Source organism: Helicobacter pylori, from assembly GCF_900120335.1.
GTDB classification, from domain to species: Bacteria; Campylobacterota; Campylobacteria; order Campylobacterales; family Helicobacteraceae; genus Helicobacter; species Helicobacter pylori_BU.
The window spans coordinates 632,294-655,245 of sequence record NZ_LT635477.1 but is presented as its reverse complement, the minus strand read 5'-3'; the positions used below and the strand labels follow the sequence as shown (position 1 = coordinate 655,245).

At 39.3% G+C, this 22,952-nt stretch carries 11 protein-coding genes; 2 read left to right on the top strand and 9 right to left on the bottom strand.

Annotation, left to right across the window (positions count from 1 at the left end):
- Nucleotides 1-48: 48 nt before the first annotated feature.
- The 9 genes from CS889_RS03205 to CS889_RS03165 form a co-directional block, all read right to left on the bottom strand.
- Complete coding sequence (locus tag CS889_RS03205) at nt 49-9,636, bottom strand: vacuolating cytotoxin domain-containing protein (protein ID WP_089086821.1); 9,588 nt, start codon at nt 9,634-9,636, stop codon at nt 49-51.
- A 155-nt stretch (nt 9,637-9,791) separates the two neighbouring features.
- Complete coding sequence (locus CS889_RS03200; protein ID WP_099167465.1) at nt 9,792-10,361, bottom strand: outer membrane beta-barrel protein; 570 nt, start codon at nt 10,359-10,361, stop codon at nt 9,792-9,794.
- Nucleotides 10,358-13,444: an efflux RND transporter permease subunit HefC gene (gene hefC / locus CS889_RS03195; RefSeq protein WP_089086820.1), complete on the bottom strand. Its 3,087-nt coding sequence runs from the start codon at nt 13,442-13,444 to the stop codon at nt 10,358-10,360. The genes CS889_RS03200 and hefC overlap by 4 nt, the downstream gene beginning before the upstream one ends.
- 12 nt (nt 13,445-13,456) lie before the next feature.
- Nucleotides 13,457-14,161 (bottom strand): efflux RND transporter periplasmic adaptor subunit HefB, encoded by a 705-nt coding sequence (hefB, locus tag CS889_RS03190; protein WP_000619659.1) that lies wholly within the window; start codon nt 14,159-14,161, stop codon nt 13,457-13,459.
- Between the two features lie 9 nt (nt 14,162-14,170).
- Nucleotides 14,171-15,604 (bottom strand): efflux RND transporter outer membrane subunit HefA, encoded by a 1,434-nt coding sequence (gene hefA / locus CS889_RS03185; RefSeq protein ID WP_089086819.1) that lies wholly within the window; start codon nt 15,602-15,604, stop codon nt 14,171-14,173.
- 8 nt (nt 15,605-15,612) lie between these two features.
- Nucleotides 15,613-16,632, bottom strand: coding sequence for a uroporphyrinogen decarboxylase (gene hemE, locus CS889_RS03180; protein WP_172825102.1), 1,020 nt, complete (start codon nt 16,630-16,632; stop codon nt 15,613-15,615).
- Nucleotides 16,633-16,701: 69 nt separating this feature from the next.
- On the bottom strand, nt 16,702-17,319 hold the full coding sequence (locus tag CS889_RS03175; protein ID WP_089086817.1) for a hypothetical protein: 618 nt from the start codon (nt 17,317-17,319) through the stop codon (nt 16,702-16,704).
- On the bottom strand, nt 17,316-17,972 hold the full coding sequence (locus CS889_RS03170; protein WP_089086816.1) for a 3-methyladenine DNA glycosylase: 657 nt from the start codon (nt 17,970-17,972) through the stop codon (nt 17,316-17,318). Before CS889_RS03170 ends, CS889_RS03175 begins: the two co-directional genes overlap by 4 nt.
- 117 nt (nt 17,973-18,089) lie before the next feature.
- On the bottom strand, nt 18,090-19,622 hold the full coding sequence (locus CS889_RS03165) for a flagellin A (RefSeq protein WP_000885496.1): 1,533 nt from the start codon (nt 19,620-19,622) through the stop codon (nt 18,090-18,092).
- A 172-nt stretch (nt 19,623-19,794) separates the two neighbouring features.
- On the opposite strand from CS889_RS03165, the gene CS889_RS03160 reads away from it, so the two are divergent.
- Together CS889_RS03160 and tlpD are read left to right on the top strand one after the other, a co-directional pair.
- Complete coding sequence (locus CS889_RS03160; protein ID WP_172825101.1) at nt 19,795-21,564, top strand: ATP-binding cassette domain-containing protein; 1,770 nt, start codon at nt 19,795-19,797, stop codon at nt 21,562-21,564.
- A gap of 71 nt (nt 21,565-21,635) precedes the next feature.
- Nucleotides 21,636-22,937, top strand: coding sequence for a chemotaxis chemoreceptor TlpD (gene tlpD / locus CS889_RS03155; RefSeq protein ID WP_089086814.1), 1,302 nt, complete (start codon nt 21,636-21,638; stop codon nt 22,935-22,937).
- The last annotated feature ends 15 nt before the right edge of the window (nt 22,938-22,952 follow it).

Here is a 22,952-nt window from a genome sequence, read left to right as displayed (position 1 = left end):
TTCTCATCAATCGTTTAATGGCTCAAAAAAGGGGTAAGCCCCCACCTTTTAAAACGCTAAACGCATTCCAATGTTTCCTATAATATCTATCATTTTGTAATCCAATCCAAACCTAGCTCCCACCCCAGCGTTCGCATAAAAGCTTTTAAACAACCTCACTTCCCCGCCTGCAGTGATGTTCATAAAAGTGTTATAAAGATCGCCTTTCCTGTAACTCAAAGTGTTGTTACCAATAAAACGCACCAATTTATCCCCCATAGAATTAACTAACAAGTCTCTACCAACGCCGCCAATCGCATAAAAATAAGAGTTTGTGTTGAAATAATGGCGGTTCTCCAAAGCAAAATCAATCGTTAAAACGGATTTTTTAGACGGATCGGCGTTCGCTTTAAACTGGTTATAGAGCGCGTTATTCATCACCCCTTCTAAACCGCTCATACCAATATAGTAATACCTTAAACCAATTTGAGGTTTTAAAATGATGCTTTTGTTTTTAAACATGAAATCATACCCGTAATTGACTTTCGCGTTCGTCGTCCATGTGCTGTATTTATAAGACTGATTGATCATAGAAAGCAGAGTGTCGTTGGAGCTGATTTGGGTTTTATTAGCCCCCCAAGTTTCATTGACGCTAAAAGTCAGCTCGCTCTTTTTAATGAAAGCTCTCGCATACAAGCCCACATCCACATTATCGGATTTAGAATTAGTGATGCGTTCATAAAACCCGCTATACCCATAAGCCGCATACCCTCCAACAATTACCCCTCTAACAAAGCGATCATAGCCCACATTGACACCATAGAGCGTTCCTGTGCCATTTTCCACAAAGCTCACGCCCCCAACACCGGTCGCCCAAAGGTTGTTTTTCAATTTATCCCTTTGAGAGTATTTTAAAATCACATCCATCGCATTAGGAACAGCATCAGCAAATCTTTGGTTTTTGAGACTGCTCAAGCGTTCGCTAAAATCCGTTGAATCAAAAGAAGCGAAATTAGAAAGCTTGGCTAAACGGCTCATTTGTTGCGTGTAAGTGTTGAGCTGTAAAACATCAGTGGAGTTGTTTTTGAGATTGGAGTTAGAGAGCATTCCTAAAGCGCTGGTAATATCTTTCATTAAAGTAACAATGTGTTCAGTGGGATTGTCTTGCAAATAATAAGGAGCGAACAAGGGATTACCCCCCTTAGCCGCAAAAAGCTCATTCAGCCACATAATGGAATTATTGCCCGCAGATTTGATCGCATTCAAACCAGCGCTGCCTTGAATGCGTTTAACATAATACTCCAAACTAGGGGCTTGAATGCTCATGGGTTTATCAGAGACGGTAACTTGGATTTTATCATAAAGGATAGATGAATACACCATTTGCCCTTGATTGTCTTTAAAGCTTACCACAAGACCCCCATCTTTAATACTAACCGGTTGGTTGTCATAGCTTAACGAATCGCCATTCAATTGCATGCGTTTGCCGTTAAAATCAATGAGGGTGTAAAGTTTGAGGTAATCGCTCAAGCTCCCCCCAAGAATCGTTTGATTATCATAGCCATAAACCATGCGATTAGCGTTAATAAGCGTGTAAGCGCCTTGCTTGAGTTGGGTGTTAAAGTTGATTAAGGCTTGATTGTTATAAGACATGATCGTGGAAGTGCCAGTCACGCTCAGTATCGTTTTATCAGTCGGGCGCTTGAGGTTGAAAGTCAATGGCCCTTCGCTGTTAAAATTCCCCCCCACATCCAAACCATTTTCATTCGTGCTTAAAGTCGCACCCTTGGCCACATTGAAATCACCGCTGATATTGACCCTGTAATTAGAATTGTTGTTAAAGGCGTTATTCACGATCAAATTATTCGCTTTAAAAGTAGCGTTTGGCCCTAAATCCAAAGTCCCGATCGTGGTATTTTGTAAGACTTTTGAAAAATCCACCAAGCCATTCGCTTTAATGGTTCCTAAGAAAGCGAAATTATTCGCATTCACTTCTAGCGTTTCATTAGTTAGGGCTGTCGCGCTTGGAGAAGAATTAGTTTGAGTGGTTTTCCCTTTAGCGGCCATGCAATCTAAAACATTCACGCAAATTTGACCTTTTTGAACGCTAATATCGTTTCGTGGGGCGTTAAGCGTTAAGCCGTTGGTAGCGTTTAGGGTGTCTAATGAAATATTAGAAAAATCTTTAGATACAAAAGAAAGCTTGCCCTGATACTGCGTGAAATTAATGGTGTTTTTCCCATTAAAAATAATAGACTTGCCCGCTACAAAATTCAATTCCCCCCCTGTGGCGTTACTGAATGAGCTGTTATTGATAAACACATAATCTTTAGCTAAGAAATTAAAATTCCCTTTTTGCCAAAGATTGTGTAATCCCCTAGATCCTAGTAAAGATCCTAAGCCCAATTGTTTCAATTCATCTTGTAAAGGTTTAGGTAATATGGATCCCAAACCTTGATTATAAACGCCTCCAAAGCCCTTATCAGCGATGATTTTATTGATCATTTGCCCTAAAACTTGATTGCTCATGATTTTATTCACTACGCCTTCGCCTAATAAATCGTTTAACGCTTTTTCGCCTATGCTAGAAATAATGCTAGATAGCTCTTCGCTAGGGTTAGTGATACTATTTAAAGCAATATTCACTAACACGCTCAAATCCTGCGGGCCGAGCCAAGAAATGAGCTTATTGATTAAGGGGGCTTGATTGATCATTTGATTGAGAATATCCCCAAAAGTCGTTTTATCCAAGAAACTCTGTAAGTCTTTGGCATCAGAGCTAGAACCTATTTTATCTAGGGCTTGATTCAAGCCTCCAGGCACAAAATTATTGGCAAAAGAACTCAAGCTTTGCTTGCCATACCAGTTATTGATGAAATTCTCTACATTTTCAATCCCTAAAGTTTTAACGATGAATTTTTCAAACCCTGAAGTATGAGCTTGGATCTGCTCTAAAAGCATTTGATCAATTTCTTTTCTTTTTACAGGATCTAGCGCGTTTAAAAGCCCGTTTTCACCAAAAACATCGCCCACCGTTTTAGAATTTAAAATTTCCATGATCGCATTTTTAAAAGCGCTCACGCCTAAGAGGTTATTCACTTCAGTAGGGCTAAGCAAAGAGCTTAAAGTCTTAGATCCCAAATCTTTAGGGATCATGTTCGCTAAATCTTTAGGGATAGCGTTATTATTCAAGCTTTCTTCATAAATAATATTAGAAAGCACATTCCCTAAGCCCTTTTCCCCAAAAAGCTTATCAATACCCTCTTTCCCCAAGTAAGAAAAGAGCTTATCGGTCCCTTGAGCGTCAATATTGGCTTGATTAAGCACCAAATTCGTCGCGCTTTCAAAAGACACATTCGCACTCCCTCCGCTCCCCCAAGCGTTCCCGCTGCCGATGGTTCCGGTAATGTAAATGTTTTTAGCCTTAAAATTAGCGTTAATGTAGCCCAAATAAGGCGCGCTAGAATGGAGCAACTGCCCTAAATTAGTCTGCCTGAACATCTGGCAAGTGTTATCCCCAACCGCGCATGGATTTTTATACCCATCGCCTCCAAACCACACCACGCTATTCGTATTCGTTTGCCCTTCTTTGATCGCCCCCACAACGAGACTGCCTTGAGAAAAATGATAATTAGTCGTGTTAGAAAAATTATTGATGATCTTCAATAAACTCTTCCAATTCGCTTGGTTTAAAGTAATGCCATATTCTTTTAAGATACTAAAAATCGTTTCAAAGCTATCCGGGCTATTGAGATTGAGATTGTCTAAAGCCCCTGAAGCGATAAGCTTAGCCACTTTAGGCAAAAATTCCTTACCTAAATTAGCGATCACGTTTAAATCCTGCTTAGTGATAGCCTGGTTATAGATGTGTAAGGCTTGTAAGGGTTGGTTTTGCGCATTATAAGTCCCAGGTATCTCATTATTCTTACCAAAGCCTTTGATACTGCTACTCAAATAATAAGTGCCGGCTTTATCGCTCGTGTGATTATAGGAATTAGAGCTTTCATCATAAGGGTTTTTTTGGTAATCATACAAACTAGGAGCGAGATTGAACATCGCATTATTAGAAACGCCGTTTTGAGAGATCTGCACTTTCAAGCGGTTATTATGTAAGGTTTCGGTAATGGTTTCAGTCGTGTTGAGCGGGTTAGTGAAGCTCCAAGAATGAACGCCGTTATTAAACGAGTAGTCAGCCTTTTCAATCTGGATGCCATAAAAACGGATCTTCTCATAGCCGTTATCCCCCATTAAGCCGCTAATATTTTGGGCTTGCAACACATCATAAACGGAAGCTTTTTTATCCCCCCCAAATAGATTCATATAAGACAGATTCAAAATCCCTTGAGATCCAAAACTAAAATTCCCTTTAGCGTTGATCGCTAGATTGTTACCGCCATTGCCTAAAAGGTTTAGAGCGCCATTTAAAAGAACGCTTTGAAAATTCAGGGCGCTGTTGTTGCCCAAATCAAATGAAGCGTCTGCATTAAAAGTCGCTAATTTAGTGAAAGAAATTTGAGAATTATTAGCGTAGAAATTCACAGGAGCGTTAAAAACGCTGTTGCCATTGAAATTCAACAAGCTTGATCCGTTGAGGTTGAAATTCGTTTCCCCTTCCACGCTAATAGCATTAAAGCTCGCTTGAGAACTTTCAGCTAAATTCATCGTAGAATTTTGTTTAAAAGTGGAAGCCCCTTGGAAATTCAAATGGATATTTTTAGCCCTTAAATTGAGCGTGGCTTGATTAAAGTTTGTGTCCCCTTTGAAATTAATAAGGCGCACAGAGTTGCCAAAATTGGGCGTTTTACCAAATAGCGGAATGCCATAAAAGGTTACATTAGCGTTATTGAAATTCGCTTGATTGAAGCTGACTTGAGCGTTAGGGTTTAAATTCAAGTAAGACACCCCATTAAAAGCGGTCGTGCCGTTAAAATTCACTACGCTGTTGTTATAAAAAGAAAGGCTTGAAGCGTTTTCTAAAATCGTTTGGGTCTGATCCCCCCCAATATTGATAGCCGCATTGGGTTTGACTGAAAGCCTGGAATTATTGAAAGTAACATTCCCATTCAATGAAGACTGATTCACGTTTTTAGACACATCAATGACGATTTGAGAGTTATTGAAAATAATGTTATTAGCTTTCAAATCATAACGAATGCCTCCTCCTAAAATGGAATCAGTGAAAATCAAATCCGTATTCGCAACCATGTTCACATACGACGAACCGCTCTCAGTCGCCCCATTAATATTGGTCCAGCCGCTAAAAGTGGTGTTTTCAAAAGCGATACGCCCTGAATTGAACCTAAAGCCTCCCCATGTGAAATCCCTAAAGTTAGAGTTTTTAATTTCCATAGAAAACCTGGAATTAAAATTCGCCCATGAATGCTGGCTCGCACTAGTTTGTAAGCCCATAGCCACGGTTTGGAAATTCGTGTAATTCAACCCGTCAGCGCTCAAGGTTTCATCAGCGTTAAAATTAATCGTTGCCCCACCGCCAGCGTTAGGGTTGCCGACATTAAAGTTATTCGTTAAAAAGATATTAGTCGCGTTGAAATTGCCATGCAAATACAGCAAATTATTCTTACCAAACCAGATCGATCCGCCATTGTCATTGGCCTTTTCTTGGGCGCTCCCTAAAAGCAAAGTCCCTACCACTGTAGCCCCAAAATTCAGCGACCATGCAAAAGCGCTAGAGCCGATAAGGTTTTGATTTTTATAGGGCGCGATATAGCACACCCCAACGCACACCGGGGTTTTTCCAGGCACAAAATCAAATTGCTTCCTTACCTGATTCCAAATATCCTTAGAATCAGCGTCTGTGTGGAAAGGCGAAGAATGGATAGTGAAATATCTATAGGTGATAGAGCCAGGATTAAAAGTCTCTTCAAAAACAAATTTTTGGCCGTTGCTCTGCGTGAATTGCACAAAATAAGTGTTTTTCTCCGTTCTTAATAGAGTCCCTCTCTCGCCACCATAATGGATCAAATCCCACAAATTTTTTGAAAAAACATTATCCGCTAAAATTTGATTATTATATTTAATGTTATTCCCGCTTAAAAGCGTGTAAATGGTGTTGTTGGTCAAATCCCTTTCAATGTTAAAGATACTATCATTTTCAATAGAAACTGATCCTTTAAGGCGGCTGAAAGGATCGCTGTTAATGAGCGTGTTTGTGCCTTTAAAAGTAATGTTTTTAGTGTCGTTAAACGAATAGCTACCGCCATTAAACGAGTTGTTATTGAAAATAAGGTTTTGCGCTCTGGCGTTGATATTATAGGAATTGAAGGTGTTGTTTTCTAAGGTTAGGGAATTCCCAGCGCTGTTTTCGCCCCCTTTATAAATCAAAGTGCCGTTATCGTTGAAAGTCACATTTTTAATCACTGCCTTCCCGTTAAGGCTAGCGTTATCCACGCCAAAATTCCCCCCTCCATTCACAGATCCCCCATCCCAAGCAATATCACCCGCTTTAAGGTTAAAGCCTCCATGCGGGGTTTGGTTGCTAAAATTTGCGTTTGTCACATTCAAATTGCCATTATTAACAATGAAATTCATCCATGAATTTTGCAAACCGGCTTTATCGTTATTCAAACTAGCGTTAGCGATATTCAAACGCTCTTGAGCGTTAAACACTAAAGTCGCGCCCCCACCGGTTTTGGCCCCATTACCAGAACGAATCGTGCCGGTAATATCAATTTGATTGGCTTTAAAAACGCCTTGAATATAGCCCACTAGCCCCCATTCAGCCCCTGAAGTTTTCCCAAAACCCACCACGCTATTAGAAGTGGGATTCGCCCCATTAAGGAAAGGGGTGGTTTGGTTGAACACTAAAACGCTGTTAGCGCCGCTATAATCTTGCGTGAAAACGCCTGTGCCAGCAATCTTCCAAGTCGTCATGCCGTTGAGATAGAATACGGTGTTACTGGCGTTGTTATTGACATTTTTGAGATTAAACGCATCATTATGGATATTCACGCAATGCGTATAACCTAGAGTGCATAAACGAGTGAGCGTGATCCCATTATTAAAATTTTCTTTAATGTAGTAAGTCAAGCCGTTATCGGTGAATTGGACATTATAAATTCTAGCGTTGTTTGGCGCGGTTTTATTTTCATCCACTAATTTACCGCTAGGATTTTCCCCGCTAGTCCAGCGCAGCATTTGATACAAAGCGTTATTGTTATCTTTATAATCCACGCTTTTAGCGTTAAGCAATTGATAAGTCGTGCCTACGCTTAGGCTACTCAAAAGCCCTTGCATGTTGAAAACAACGCCCTTATTGAAAGTAAAATCCGTTTGAGCGCCATTTATTTTAAATTGGTTATTCACATTGAAAGTGTCATCAGTAAAACTGACTTTAGGGGTATTGTTGAAATTAAACACGCCCCCATTAAACGAGTTCCCATTAAAATCCACTTGCTTGGCGTTAAAACTAAACGATCCGCCATTAAACGAGTTGTTATTAAAAGCGTCTGTCTGCTCTGCGTGGTTGAAATTAAACGAACCGCCATTAAACTTGTTTTCATTAAAGGCGTTATTTATGCCATCAAAAGTGTAAGAAGCGTCATTTAAAACGGATTTTTCAATGGTGGTCTTGCCCTGGAATTTGAAATTCCCTACTAAAAAATTCGTGTTTTTAAAATTGTAAGAATTTTCAGCACCTTGAAATTTGTAATAAGCCTTGTTGAAATTCACGCCATCAAAAACGCCATTACCGGTAAAATCATACCCCCCACCCGTCCAGTCGTAAAAATCAGATTGAGAAACATTGATCTTACCGCTACTAGAGCCATTCCCTAAGGCGATAAAAGTCATGTAAGAGTTTTGTGAAGTGGTTTTTAGGTTTTTAAAAGTGGCTCCAGCGATATTAACTTCAGTCGCACCCACAAAATTCAAAGTCGCTCCCCCACCGGTTTGAGCACCATTCCCAGACATCATGTTACCGGTGATATAAACCCTATCGGCTGTGAAAGTGCCGGTGATATAGCCTGTTTTCCCCCAATTGACTCCCTCATACCCTCCAAAACGCACCGTGCTGTTAGATTTAGGGATACTGCCATTAGCCCAAGGAGTCGTAGCGTTAAAGACTAAAGCGCTGTTTTTCCCACCATAGGTTTGAGCGAATCTCGCATTAGTGTAATTCCAAGTGTTCAAGCCGTTGAGGTAGAAAATCGTATCGTCTCTATTGTCTTTAATGTCTTTTAAATTAAAAACATTGTCATGGATATTCACGCTATTGGTGTAATAAATATTGTTCGTGCCATAATAAACGGATTGTAAAACAATAGAATCAGGGCTAAAAATTTGCCTGAAATGATAGAGCGTGCCACCTAAATTGTAGGTTACATAGTAAGTGTGGGTGTTGTTATTTGAGCTTGTATGATTTTTATCAGCGTCTTTTGTGGCTTGCGTGTTTTTAAGCCTGATAATATTCCATAAATTATCCACATTATTATAAGCGATAGAGCCATTTTTCATGCTAAAGAGCGTGTAAGCACTCCCTATGCTAGGCGTGTAATTTTGAATATTAAAAATCGCATTAGCGTTAATATTAACCTTACCGGTCATATTGACAAAGGGCGAAGTGGGGTTATTGATCGTGGTTGCGCCTTGAAAATTAACATTAGCGTTAGATCTATCAAAAACGAACCAACCCCCATTAAAGGTCAAATTATTAAAAGTAATATTACTTGCATTAAGAATGTAGGCGTTTCCTATAGTATTAGCGTTGCCATTAGGCATGCTCCCTAGAGTGCTGTTATTAAAGGTAACGCTATTGGCGTTAAGATTGAGTTTGTAATGATTGATATTAGAGTTAGTGAAAGTGATGCTCCCTCCAATACCATTCCCACCCTTATAAGTGAGCGCGCCGTTATTGTTGAAAGTTACCCCGCTAATAGTGGTTGCGCCATTGCTATCCACGTTATCAAAGCCAAAATTCCCACCATTGATTGTTCCGCCATTATAAGTAATCTTTCGCCCCATAACATTAAAGCCCCCATTAGGGGTTTGGTTGCCAAAATCCGTGTTTGTCAAATTCACGCTGTTATTGGAAATCAAATTGATCCAAGAAGTTTGTGTCCCGGCTCTGTTATTTTGAAAATAAGCTCCGTTAGCGTTTAGTTCGTTTGAGCTTTCAAAAACCAGTATCGCCCCTCCGCCAGTTTTCCACTCATTGCCCGATCCAACAGCCCCTGTGATAAAAATGTCTTTTGCCTTAAAAACCCCTGTAATAAAACCTACATAGCCCTTTTCCCCAAACCACACAGAAGAATTGTTGGGTGTTGCGGAAGCGTTTTTTGTCCCTATGTATAACTGACTATTGTTATAATTTTGCGTAAAACTCCTATTCCCCCCAGCCCAAGTGCGTAAAGGGCTGATATAATAGGATTTGTTGTTATTGTTTTCATTCACGCTATTGAGCCAATACACCGAACTATTATAATCTTCACTTTGAGCGCTCAAAGCTGAAACAAACCCAAGCCCTAAGAAGATTTTTTTATTAATGGATAGAGAAGGATTTGAATGCGTTTTTAAGGAATAAATTATCAAAGGCGAGTTTTTGATTGTGTATTTTTTAGCGATTTTCTTTTTAATGCCCTTAAAAGAGCGATTTTTACTAAAGCGTTCCTTTAAATCTATTTTGCTATTTCTATAAGTCATATTTTGAACCCTTTCATGCAATCATGCTAATACTTGTTAATACTTTTTGGCACTATCCATTATAACAATTAAAAAAGAATGTGCGATTTCTTTGTGTGGTTATAGGGATCATATCTTATAAACGGAAGCCATCACTGGGTTATTTGGAACCTTTTTTAAAACGCATAACTATAACTCGCATGGATAAAAACGCTCTCTAAAAAATAAGAATTTTTAAAAGAATTTCTAGTCTTTGAAAAAGGGATTTTAGCCCCAAGCTCTATGCGGTGGTGGCGATCGATCGTGCTGCCAAGCCCTACATTAATTAGCCCGTTATAACCCATAAACGAACTATTTTTCATGCCTAAATGGTTGCTTTGATAAAAATACCCTATCCCAAGCCCCCCATACACCCCAAAGCTGTATTTTTTGTAAGTGTAAAAATCGCTCAACACATCCATATTTAAGCTCAATAAAGAAGTGTTAATCGTGTGCAATGCGGTGGGTTTGATCGCCATAAGGTAGGAAAATTCACCCCTTAACGCTAAGGCTTTAAAAAAAGCGAATTGATACCCTCCTTTAGCCCCCCATAAAAAAGCCGTATAAGAAGAATCGCTAGCCGGTTTTGGGGTTATTTTAATGGGGGCTAAACCCACCATAGCCCCAAAATAAATATGACTTTTTTTAGGCTCAAACGCCCCTAACAAACCCACCCATAAAGCCAAAACCGGAACGATTTTTTTCATTCTAAAGTTTTTTGGTTTTGATAAAACCGCTTGAGTTTGTCGTCTATGGGAGCGATCAAACGATAAAACACCGGCACAATCAGTAAGCTTAACACCATAGAAATCATTAAGCCCCCACTCATCGCAATCCCTATAGGGGATTTCATCGCCGCTCCATCCCCACTCGCCAACGCTAAAGGCAGCATGCCACAAACCATCGCAATGGTCGTCATTAAAATCGGTCTTAGACGGGTTTTGCCGGCAAATAAAATGGCTTCTTGGATATTCAAACCTTTTTTACGCTCTTCATTCGCCACATCAATTAAAAGCGTGGCGTTTTTACCCACCATACCAATGAGCAAGATCAAGCCTATCATAGAGAACATGCTCAAAGGCTGATGCACTAAACCTAAAGCAAAAAACGCCCCTGAAAAGCTTAAAGGCATGGTAACCATGATAATAAAAGGCTCTAAAATGGACTCATACAACGCCGCTAAAATCATATAAATCAGCACAAACGCTGTCGCTAAAGCGACTAAAAACTCCCCATTGCTCTCTTTGGCGTTATCCGCTTCTCCGGTGAATCTGTAATTCGCCCCTTCAACCAGCCATTCTTTAGTGTTTTTGCTCACTTGCGTTAAAATCTCGCCCAAAGAAACGCCCGCATTCCTATTAGGCTCAGCAAGCACCGTAACGCTGCGCTGGCGGTTATAGCGAGAAATGCTGGACGGGCTTTTAGTTTCTGTGATTTCCACTAAAGCGTCTAAAAACATCAATTTATCGTATTTGTTACGCACTTGCAAGCGTTTGATGTCTTCTACAGAAACGCGCTTGTCATCAGGCACTCTAATGATCATGTCGTATTCTTTACCATCTTCTTTGAACACGCTCGCTTGAGAAGTCCCAGAGAAAGCAGAGCTCACCACTGAGCCAATGGTTTGAGCGCTCACGCCGTATTTGTTGGCGTTTTGTCTTAAGATTTTGAGTTGCAATTGCGGTTGCGATTCGCTCGTGCTTGTATGGTAGCTTTCAACCTTGCCTTTTAATTCAGGGCTTTCTAATAAGAATTTTTTCAAATTCTCCACGCTTTTATCCACCGCTTCTTGAGAATGGGAAAACACAAAGGTTTGGAAGGGCGAACTATCCCCACCGCCCCCTATAAGAGCAACTTCAGAAAGATTAATAGTATCTAAACCTTTAGCTTCAGGCAAGCTTCTCAACTCTTTCCTTAAAACGCTCATCAACTCAAATTGCCCCAATTCACCCTCTTTTTTGCGCTCTTTTAAAGGCTTGAGTTGCACAAAAATCTTAGCCTTAAAAGGGTTTTGTGTGGTGCCATAACCCACTTGCAGGGTGGTAAATTCCACTTCAGCATGCTTTTCAATCGCTTTTTGAAAGATCTTACTCTTTTGTGTCATGTAATCTATGCTCACGCCCGGTTTAGCCTTAAGCCACACTAAAAACCTCCCCCTATCTTCTTTCAGCATGAAATCCATGCCGAGCTTAGAAGCCACAAAAAGCGAACCCACAAACACCAAAACCACCGCTATAGAGATGATGAGCTTGTGGTTTAATACCCATTGGAGCAATCTGGTATAACGAAACTCTAAAGCCTTAAAAAAAGGCTCACTCCACACATAAAAACGAGAATGCCTGGGATTGACCACGACTGAGCTTACCATGGGGATAATCGTAACGACCACCACATACGATAGAGCGATCGCTAAAGCCACCGTGATCCCAAAGCTTTGGAAAAAGCGCCCGATAATGCCTTTCATGTTCCCTATAGGCACAAAAACAGAGAGCAGCATCGCTGAAATCGCCACTAGAGCAAAGCCAATTTCCCTCACCCCCTCATAGCTCGCTTTTCGTTTGTTCATGCCCATTTCTAGCTTTTTATGGATATTTTCAATCACCACGATCGCATCATCTATGATAATCCCTATCGCTAGCGTTAAAGCCACCATGGTGAGCATGTTTAATGAAAAGCCCATCCATTGGATGAGCGCAAAAGTCCCCATGATAGAAATAGGGATAGAGATCGCTGAAACAAGGGTGATCGTGCCGTTACGCAAGAACGCAAACACCACTAAAACCGCTAAAATCGCCCCTAAGACTAGGTCAAATTTCACATCTTCAATAGAGGTGCGGATATAGCTCGTGGTGTCTAAAAAGGGTCTGATTTCATAACTAGGGCTAATGGCTTGAATGTGTTTTAACGCTTCATACACCCTATCTACGATTTCAATTTCATTCGCTCCGGCAATCTTTTGGATTTCTAAAATCACACCGGGTTTGTCTTTAAAGCTCGCAAAAGTGTTGTCTTCTTCCAAACCGATTTCAATTTTTGCAATATCGCCAAGACGCACATGATTACCCACTTGAATCTTTTCCACATCCGCTACGCTATAACTATTCGCATTAATTAAAATTGATAATTCTCTTTGGCTATTGACAATGCGCCCCCCATCAATTTCCACATTCTCCGCTTTAAGCGTGCTGAAAAGATCCGCATAAGTGAGATTGTATTTGTTCATCAAAGTGGGATCTGCATAAATCCTAATTTGGCGCTCCCTAAAGCCGTTGAGCTGCACGCCCCCTACCCCATTGATTTTTTGGAGCATGGGTTTGATGGTGTTTTTAGCGTAGTCATTAAGGGTTGTAGCCGGCACGCTTGAACTGCTCACAAATAATGAAATAATGGCTTGGCTGTCGGTATCAAATTTATTGACAGAGGGTTTTTTAATGTTAGAGTCATCAAAACGCACCGAAGAAATTTTATTCACCACATCGTTTAAGGCTTCTTCATTAGGTTTTTCTAACTCAAATTCAATGACGACGATACTCACATTTTTAGAACTCGTAGAAGTAACCTTTTTGATCCCATCAATCCCCATCACCGCTTCTTCAATCTTATCGGTTACCTTACTCTCTATGATTTCAGCGCTAGCCCCAGGATAAGTCGTAGTAACCACCACTGTAGGCAAATCAATTTTAGGGAAAAGCGCCACGCTCAATTTTTTAAAACCCATAGTCCCAAAAAAGACAATCGCCAAAGCAAACATCAAGGTCGTAATAGGACGATTAATCGCTGTTTTATACATCAAAATATCCTATTATTTCGTTTGGATAAACCCATCGCCAAAAAGCCCTACTGCCATGGGCTTAGACAAAAGGGCTTCAGCGCTCACTTTTCTGGTGTTTTCATCAACCGTGGGGTAAATCTTAGTGATTTTAATTTCATGCTGATTAGAATCCCCGTCTATAGAATAGGTGTAAGTGTCCCCCACTTTGACTGCATTAATATATTTAGAATCAAATTCAATAACTAATTTCCTTGCATGGCTGACCAGTCTCAATAACACCGTGTTATTCGCGCTCACCCCTTCGCCCACCTGAATGTTTTTACTCGCTATCACGCCATCAAAAGGGGCTCTTAAAATGGTTTTATTCAATACCGCAATAGAATAAGCGTAATCAGACTCCAAGCGCCTGTAAGTGAACTCATAACCCTCTAGAGTGTTTTTATCCACAGCGCCCCCAATTTTGCTGTATCGTTGGTATTGCTTTTTAGCGAAAATGAGTTGTTGCTCGGTGGAATCGCTTTGAGCCTGTTTGTCTTGATTATACAAAAGCAACAAAACATCGCCCTTTTTGACCACGCTCCCCTCAGTAACCTTAATGCTATCCACAATCCCTGTGCTGTCTAAGGTGAGCTTGGAATCTTGTGTCGCTTTCACATTGAAAATCGCATACACTTTTTCGCCAGCTTCCATGCTCAAAAAACTCAAAAAAAGTCCTATTAAAATTTTTCGTATCATTTTTATTCCTTAATGCACATAGTCGTCTATTTTATGCCCGCTGTTAAAAATGTAATTGGCTTTTTGCACTTCATAATTGTTGAGCGCTAAATTGTAAGCCACTTCTGCATCAAAGCGCGTGGTTAAGCCCCTTAAATAAGTGGTGAAATCCACTAAATTAGCGTCGTATTTCCTTTTAATATTGGCAAAAGAAAGATTAGCCGCATCCAAACTGGCCTTGGAAGATTCAATCTTGGCTCTGGCAATATCAAGCGACTTTCTGTAAAGCTGTTCGTCTTTTTCTTGCTCTAGCTTTTTATACGCTAAATTCTTTTCATTCGCTAATTGGCCTAGCATGATGGATTGTTTTTGCAAGCTCAACCCTATATCATCAAAAAATTTCATGCTCGCATTAACTCCAGCCGTATTTTGCTGACCGGGGAAGAAGTTCCCAAAACTCCCCAAAGCGTAAGCGGGTTTTTGGATCCAATAACTCCATGAGTCATAAACATCTATCGTAGGGTAATAATTGAGTTGCTTGTTCTGGTATTTGAGTGCAGAAATTTGCTCCCTTAAAGAAACCAAATCCTGTCTTTCTCTTAATTGCAAATTAGGTACATCAATCGTGGTCTTTTTCAAATTTTTCACACTGAGATTGGTGAGGTATTCTAAAGTCAAGCGGTTTTGCTCCAAAGCAAATTGCATGTCCAAAATATCGTATTCGCTCAAATTCCCTTGTGCCTTTAAGCTTTGCAAATCATCAATCGTGGTTAGCCCTTTGTCATAGAGTTTGGTAACCCTTTTAATGTCTGTTTTGATTTGCTCTAATTTTTTTTGCAAAGCGATCATGCGAGCGAGATTGTTAAAATACTCGTAGTATTGTTGCACCACTTGCAAATACACGCTTTGGCGGCTATACTCTAAATTAGCCACAGTGGATCGGTAAGTTGCAGACTTTTCTTTGACATTATTCACATCGCTAAAACCATTAAACACATTCAATTTGACTTGAGCTTGGAGTTGTTGCGTGTTATAATGTTTAAAGTGCGGAGTATCCCTATTTTCATTTTTAAAGTAATAATTCGCATCCAAAGTAGGCAAAAACATCGCTTTGGCGATGGTGTGGTTCTTCATCGCTTGCTTGACACTGAGTTCTTGTGCTTGCAAACTGAGATTAGTGGTAGCCCCCTTTAGCAATTCATAAAGCCCCAAAGCGGCCTTATCGCTTTTTTCATGGTATTTAGCAATCTCTTGATTGATAGTGGTCGCTGTTTCTTTGGGCGAACGCAAAAAACCCGGTGTTGCTTCTAAAGAACTTGTCGGCGGATCAATGAGCTTTAAATTCTTATGGCTATAATTGTTAAGGATTTGCTTGATTTCATCTGGGGTTTTAGAGGGGGCTTGGGCTAGAGTTAAAGCCGCACACAAGCCCCATAAACTCGCATATCTTATAATAGTGTTCATCAAGCCCCCTATCGCCTGGTTTTAGCATGCACTAATTGCACTAAATATTTTGCGTTTTCTCTAGGCAAATCCGGCAACATCCCATGCCCTAAATTGAAAATATGCCCTTGATTGCCCATGACTTTTAGAATCTTTTCAACCCCTTCTTCTAAAGCGTTTTTATCATAAAGGCGGGTGGGTTCTAAATTCCCTTGCAAAACATACTTATCGCCTAAAATCTTTTTTGCCGCTTCTAAAGGCGTACCCCAATCCACGCCAAACACATCAAATTCCCCATCTATGCTATCCAAATAAGCGCCAATCCCTTTAGGGAAAAGGATAACCGGAATATGGGGGTAGCGTTTTTTAAGCTCTTTAGAGATTTTTTTCAAATAATCCCAACTGAATTTCAAATACGCTTCTTTTTCTAAAGCGCTAGCCCATGAGTCAAAAACCATTACCGCATTGACCCCTGCTTGGATTTGAAGGCTCAAATACTCTATCAATTCAAGGCTCAATTTTTCTAAAAGCGCTTTTAAAACTTCAGGCTCGCTATAGAGCATTTTCTTGCTTTTGGCATACGATTTGCTCCCCTCGCCTTCTATCATGTAAGTCGCTAAAGTCCAAGGCGATCCGCAAAAACCGATTAACGCCTTCCCTTTAGAAAGCTTTTGGCGCGTTTGAGAAATCGTATCATAGACATAGTTTAGTCGTTTATAAGCCCCTACTTTCAGGTTTTCCACGCTTTTTAAATCCGTAATCGTCTCTAAAAAATGCGGCCCCTTTTTGGGGATAAACTCCAAATTCAAGCCCATTTCCAAAGGCACTACTAAAATATCGCTAAACAAAATAGCCGCATCCACGCCTAAAATCTCTACCGGCTGTAGGGTAACTTCTGTGGCTAGATCGCTATTTTTACACAATTCCAAGAAACTCCCCGCTTTTTTACGGCTCTTTTGGTATTCGCTAAGGTAACGCCCCGCTTGCCTCATCATCCAAATGGGCGTGTAAGGCGTTTCTTTTCTAAAACATGCATCAATGAAAATCATCATAAATCCTTGAAAATTTGTTTAGTGGTTTGTTTTTATACTCTATAGTTAGTTTTTAAAATGAATATTTTACCCTAAAAATCTAGTAAAATCATAAAAAGTGAAAGTGATGCCAATAGAATAGATGTTCAATCGTGGCGTGCCAAAGGCTTTAGAGAATTTGCTTTGGATAAAATAAAAAGGGATACCGCCCCTTGCTTCTATACTCAAGCCAAAATTTTTAGCCGCATTGAAAAACAAGCCCACACTCCCTACTGCTGATTGGATATTGAATTGATACTTATCAATCTTAGCCCCTAAAATTTGGAGCTGGTAGCCTAAGGCGATTTTAGGGATAACCCACCCCTTAAAAAGCCTAACCCCAGCGACTAGCCCAGCGCTCATGAAATACGAATCGCCCATTCCTGCATCCAAATACCCCCCTAATAAAGCCTTCTTTTTTAAAATATACCCTGCACCAAAGCCTAAAGAAGCGTCATGGTAAGTTTTATCCATTAAAATAGGAGGGCGGTTTTTGGGGCGGATGGGGGATCTTTTAGTCGTTTGGGCATGCTGATAAAGATAGCCGATTTTAAAAGAGCCAAAATATTTTTTAGTAGGCTCTAAAGGTTTGAAAAAATTTAAATCCTTTTTGGCTAACAAGACCCCTTCAAAAAGGCTTAAGATTAAGAAAAATCTAAAAATCAAAGCTTCAATTCCAATTTTTGTTTGGAAAATTCCACGATCTTTCCATGGAATCTCGCATAAAGTTGCGCTAAAGGAATGGTGTTTTCATAAAGCGCTAAGGCGGCATTTAAATTCTCTTGAACGCCTTTTTCAAAAAAATGTTGTAATTCGTCATAATCTTCTATCTCTATGCCTAATTTTTTTAAAAAAAGATAGGTGTATTTATCCACCACCATCACTTCTTTAGCGCACGCATAGCATAAAATCGCATCCGCGCTTTCTTTGCCAATGCCTTTTTGGTCTAAAAGCCACTCCCTAGTCGCTTCTTGTTTAAATTTTTCAAAACTTTGAAAGTCTTTTAAAATATTCTTACTCAAAACAATCAGTCGTTTGGCTTTTTGGTTATAAAACCCGCTAGGGCGAACACACTCTGCAAGCTTTGAAAACTCTATAGAAGCGATTTTTTTAAGATTGGTTTCATCGTCATTTTCTAAAATGCGAGCGTTTTTTAAATTTTCTAAAGATTTCAAAACGGCTTCAAATTTAGTGTTTTGCGTCAAAACCGCTCCTAATAAAGCTTCAAATTTCAAAGCGTTAGGCCACCACCAAGCGGGGGCGTTTTTCAATAAATCCAAGCTCTTTAAAGCCTTTAAAATTTCAAAACTATCCAACACAATAACCGCCTATAATAAAAAGGAATCAAAAAGAGTATTTTATTGAAAAAGAAGCAAAAATTAAAGCGAAAAGCCAACGCTTAAAGCGTTAGCCCCATACAAACACCTTTCTTAAAACTAAGTTAAAAGCCTTAAGATATTTTGTTGAACGGTGTTAGCTTGACTCATCGCATAGCTGCCTGATTGCGCCAAAATGTTGTTTTTGTTGAAATTCGCACTCTCTTCAGCGAAATCCACATCCCTAATTTGAGATTCAGCCGCTTTAACATTCACTTGAGTGATGCTGATGTTATTCACGGTGCTAATCATTTGATTTTGCACAGAACCTAAATCAGAGCGGACTTTATCCAACATTTTCATCGCTGATTCGGCAATGTCAATCACCACCATCGCACCTCTTAAGGTTGTAACCCCAGATCCCAAGCTTTGGTTACCGCTAGCGATCACGGCGTTATAGTTCGCGCCACTGGCTGATTTGACATTAGCGTTAAAATTCCCAGTAACATCGCGCAAATTCACCGTGGTTTCTGCCACTTGAGATTCCCCAAAACCAATCGCTGTGAAGCCTAAATGCTGTGAGTCAGAAGCCGAAACGACATTGATGCTCTTAGCGTCTAAGCGTGTGAGAGAAAGCCTTCCGTAGTTAGTAGAGCCTTTTGTTAAATCCTGACCGCCATTGACCATCGTTAAAGCACTAGGCCCATTACTGACGCTATCGGTTTTGATTTCAATCCCACGGCCATCTATACTGCGCAAATTCAAGCGCCCTTTTTGATCCGTATAAGCTTCCACACCGGTTTCTGAAGTGACCGCATTGATCGCTGCGACTAACCTTCCGTCTGAGTCGTTTTTCTTAATATCTGCGATATTACCCAAATGAATCCCATTTAAGGTTAAATTACTCAAACTTCCTGACTGGACCGCCACATCGCTCGTGGTGATAACGCTCGCATAAGCTTTAACCCCTGTTCGGTTAGAGTTTTTATTGATCACTTCCGCTAACACGCCAATCCCTGTGCCTGCTGAACTAGAAACTTTTACGCTCTCTAAAGTCACATCATTCACGCCATCCACTTGTTTAAAAGTCAAGCTAATATCCCCAGAAGCCGTGATTAACGCACCTGTAGCGATACGAACCTGACCGATTTTATCGGAAGTGGTAGAGCCGATAGAAGCCTTAATGCTTTGGTTAGAATAAGCCCCTACTTGGAATTCTTTGTTAGTGAATTGACCAGACAATAACGCTTGCCCGTTATAAGTAGTTGTGTTACCGATATTATCCAAACCTTGAATCAAACGAACGATGTCAGATTGAATCGCTTTACGAGATTCCGTAGTTTGCCCATCTTGAGCCGCTTGAGTCGCTTTAACCTTAACGGTGTCTAAGATCTTTAACTGCTCATCCATAGCCTTATCCGCAACCTGGATAATCCCCATGCCGTCATTCGTGTTGGCAATCGCTTGACCCAAACTGCTCGCTTGTGAACGCAAAGAATCCGCCACCGTCATGCCTGATGCGTCATCAGCCGCTTTATTAATCCTTAAACCTGAACTCAATCGCTCCAATGAAGTTTTAAGCGCGTTTTGAGTGAGTGCGGATTGCACATGCGCATTCATCGCATTGATATTTGTATTGACCTGAAAAGCCATTGTTGTAACTCCTTGTTATAAAAAACCCAAAGGCATCCTTGCTTTTGGTTGGAACTATAATCGGTTAAAGTTTGAAATTTTAAAGGGCTTTATTTTTAAAAAATAAAATTAGGGGCGGGGGCATGAAAATGGGTTATAATAAAGAAAATTTTATTATTGAATACGAACACCAATGGATACCATAAAAAACATTCCATTAAGGACTTTTGTTTTACTCTATAAAAGCTCACCAAAATATGTTGTATTGGCGTCAGTTATAGTGCTATTGATTGGTATTCTCCCATCAATAAATATTCTTGTTACAATAAGATTGATTGATGTTGTGGCAAATATATTACAAAATCATACACACTTTGAATATAGATTACTTTTATCCACTTTGCTACTGTGGGGAGCGTTATTGTTTTTTGCTCATGTATTCTTGGGAATTTTATCAAGCCTACAAACCATTATTGCCGAACAATTTTCTACAAACATCATCACACGACTTGCTATTAAACTCACAAAAGTTAAAAATCTAAATTTTTTTGAAAACAAAGATCACACTATTAAGCTTAACGCCATCCATAACGGTCTATACATCCGTCCACTAAATTATGTCAGTAATCTATTTTTTAACTTGCAACGCATTATAGGGCTTATTAGTCTATTTGGTATATTATTTTCTATTAGTATTTATCTACCCTTTATAATGATTTTTGCAACAGTTCCTTGCATGTTTATCACTAATCATATAGCAAAAAAACATAGCGCTTCCATAGATAAACTTCAAGACCAAAAAGAGAGCATGCAAAATTACCTATACTCTGGACTAGATATCCAAAAGAATAAAGACAACCTATTATTTAGTTTTGTATTCAATTTCTATCATAAATTTATTGAAAACAAAGAATTATATATCAACCATTTTGTGAAAATCGCCCAAAAAAACTTAATGCTTACCATATATACTGATATTTTAACAACCATTCTAAGTGTCGCATTATTCTTCTTAATGGTTTTTATTATCCTTTCAAAATCCATTGGTGTGGGGGCAATTGCTGGATATATCCAAGCGTTTAGCTACACTGAGCAGCAACTACAAGATTTATCGTTTTATGGAAAGTGGTTTTTTACTATCAATAAATATTTTGAAAATTATTTTTATATATTAGATTACAAAACACCAAAACCAGAATCACAAATCAGATTAGAAGAAAAAATCCATAGTATTACATTTGAAAACATTAGTTTTTCTTATTCTAATTCAAAACCTATTTTTGAAAATTTTAATCTTTCTTTAAGCACTAACAAAATTTATGCATTAGTCGGTAGGAATGCTAGCGGAAAAAGCACGCTGATTAATTTATTGTTAGGTTTTTATACCCCAAATTCAGGTCAAATTATCATTAATAACAAATACCCATTGCAAGACTTGGAACTAAATAGCTATCATCAACAAATGAGCGCCATATTTCAAGATTTTTCTCTTTATGCTGGGTATAGCATTGATGATAATCTTTTTATGCAAAACAATATCACTAAAGAGCAATTAAAGCAAAAAAGAGAAATACTAAAATCTTTTGATGAGAATTTTCAAAATTGTCTTAATGATTGCAACAACACACTATTTGGAGCGCAATATAATGGGGTAGATTTTTCTTTAGGTCAAAAGCAACGCATAGCTACCATGAGAGCCTTTTTAAAACCAAGTAATTGCATTGTTTTAGATGAGCCAAGCAGCGCCATCGATCCCATTATGAAAAAAGAGTTTTTAGATTTTATTTTTAAAAAATCGCAATCTAAGATGGCTTTAATTATTACACACCGCATGAATAGTGTCAAGCAAGCTGATGAAATTATCGTGTTAGATCAAGGCAAACTAATAGAACAGGGCAACTTTGAAACCCTTATGAAAAAACAGGGATTATTTTACGAATTGTTTTTGAAACAACAATACTAGCGAGCGCTTAAAATGTTTGGTAATTTTGGGTATAATCTCAAAAGATTCAAATTTAAATAAGGAATGCCACCATGTTTGGGAATAAGCAGTTGCAACTTCAAATCAGTCAAAAAGATTCTGAGATTGCGGAGTTAAAAAAAGAAGTCAATCTCTATCAAAGCCTTTTAAATTTGTGCTTGCATGAGGGTTTTGTAGGTATTAAAAACAATAAAGTCGTTTTTAAAAGCGGGAATCTTGCAGGCTTAAGCAATCTAGAAGAACAAAGCGTTCATTTTAAAGAAAATGCAGAGAGCGTTAATTTACAAGGCGTTTCTTATTCTTTGAAAAGCCAAAATATTGATGGCGTGCAGTATTTTTCATTGGCTAAAAAAACAGGTTGTGTGGGGGAATACCATAAAAATGATTTGTTTAAGACTTTTTGCGCGAGCTTAAAAGAGGGCTTAGAGAACGCGCAAGAAAGCATGCAGTATTTCCATCAAGAAACAGGCTTGCTCTTGAATGCGGCTAAAAATGGCGAAGAACATTCTAATGAAGGATTAATAACCGTTAATAAAACGGGTCAAGACATTGAATCGCTTTATGAAAAGATGCAAAACGCCACTTCGTTAGCGGACTCCCTCAACCAACGGAGCAATGAAATCACTCAAGTCATTTCTTTGATTGATGATATTGCAGAACAAACCAATCTCTTAGCCCTAAACGCCGCCATTGAAGCCGCACGAGCGGGTGAACATGGGAGAGGGTTTGCGGTGGTGGCTGATGAGGTGAGAAAGCTCGCTGAAAAAACCCAAAAAGCCACTAAAGAAATCGCTGTCGTGGTTAAAAGCATGCAACAAGAAGCGAACGATATTCAAACCAACACCCACGATATTAATTCTATTGTAGGCTCTATTAAGGGTGATGTAGAAGAGCTTAAATCCACCGTAAAAAATAACATGATTGTCGCGCAAGCGGCAAAATACACCATCTACAATATCAATAACCGGGTGTTTTGCGGTCTAGCCAAACTCGATCATGTGGTCTTTAAAAACAACCTTTATGGCATGGTCTTTGGCCTCAATTCCTTTGATATTACCAGCCATAAGAATTGCCGTTTAGGCAAATGGTATTATGAGGGCGCGGGTAAAGAAAACTTTGCTAACACTTCAGGCTATAGAGCTTTAGAAAGCCACCATGCGAGCGTGCATGCTGAAGCTAATGATTTGGTTAAAGCCGTTCAAGAAGATCACATTACCGATTCAAAATACCTAGAACATAAAGTGCATTTAATGGAAGATAGTGCTAAACATGTCAAAGAAAATATTGATAAGATGTTTTACGAAAAACAAGATGAACTCAATAAAATCATTGAAAAAATTCAAAAAGGCGAATGATCTTATTCAATGAAG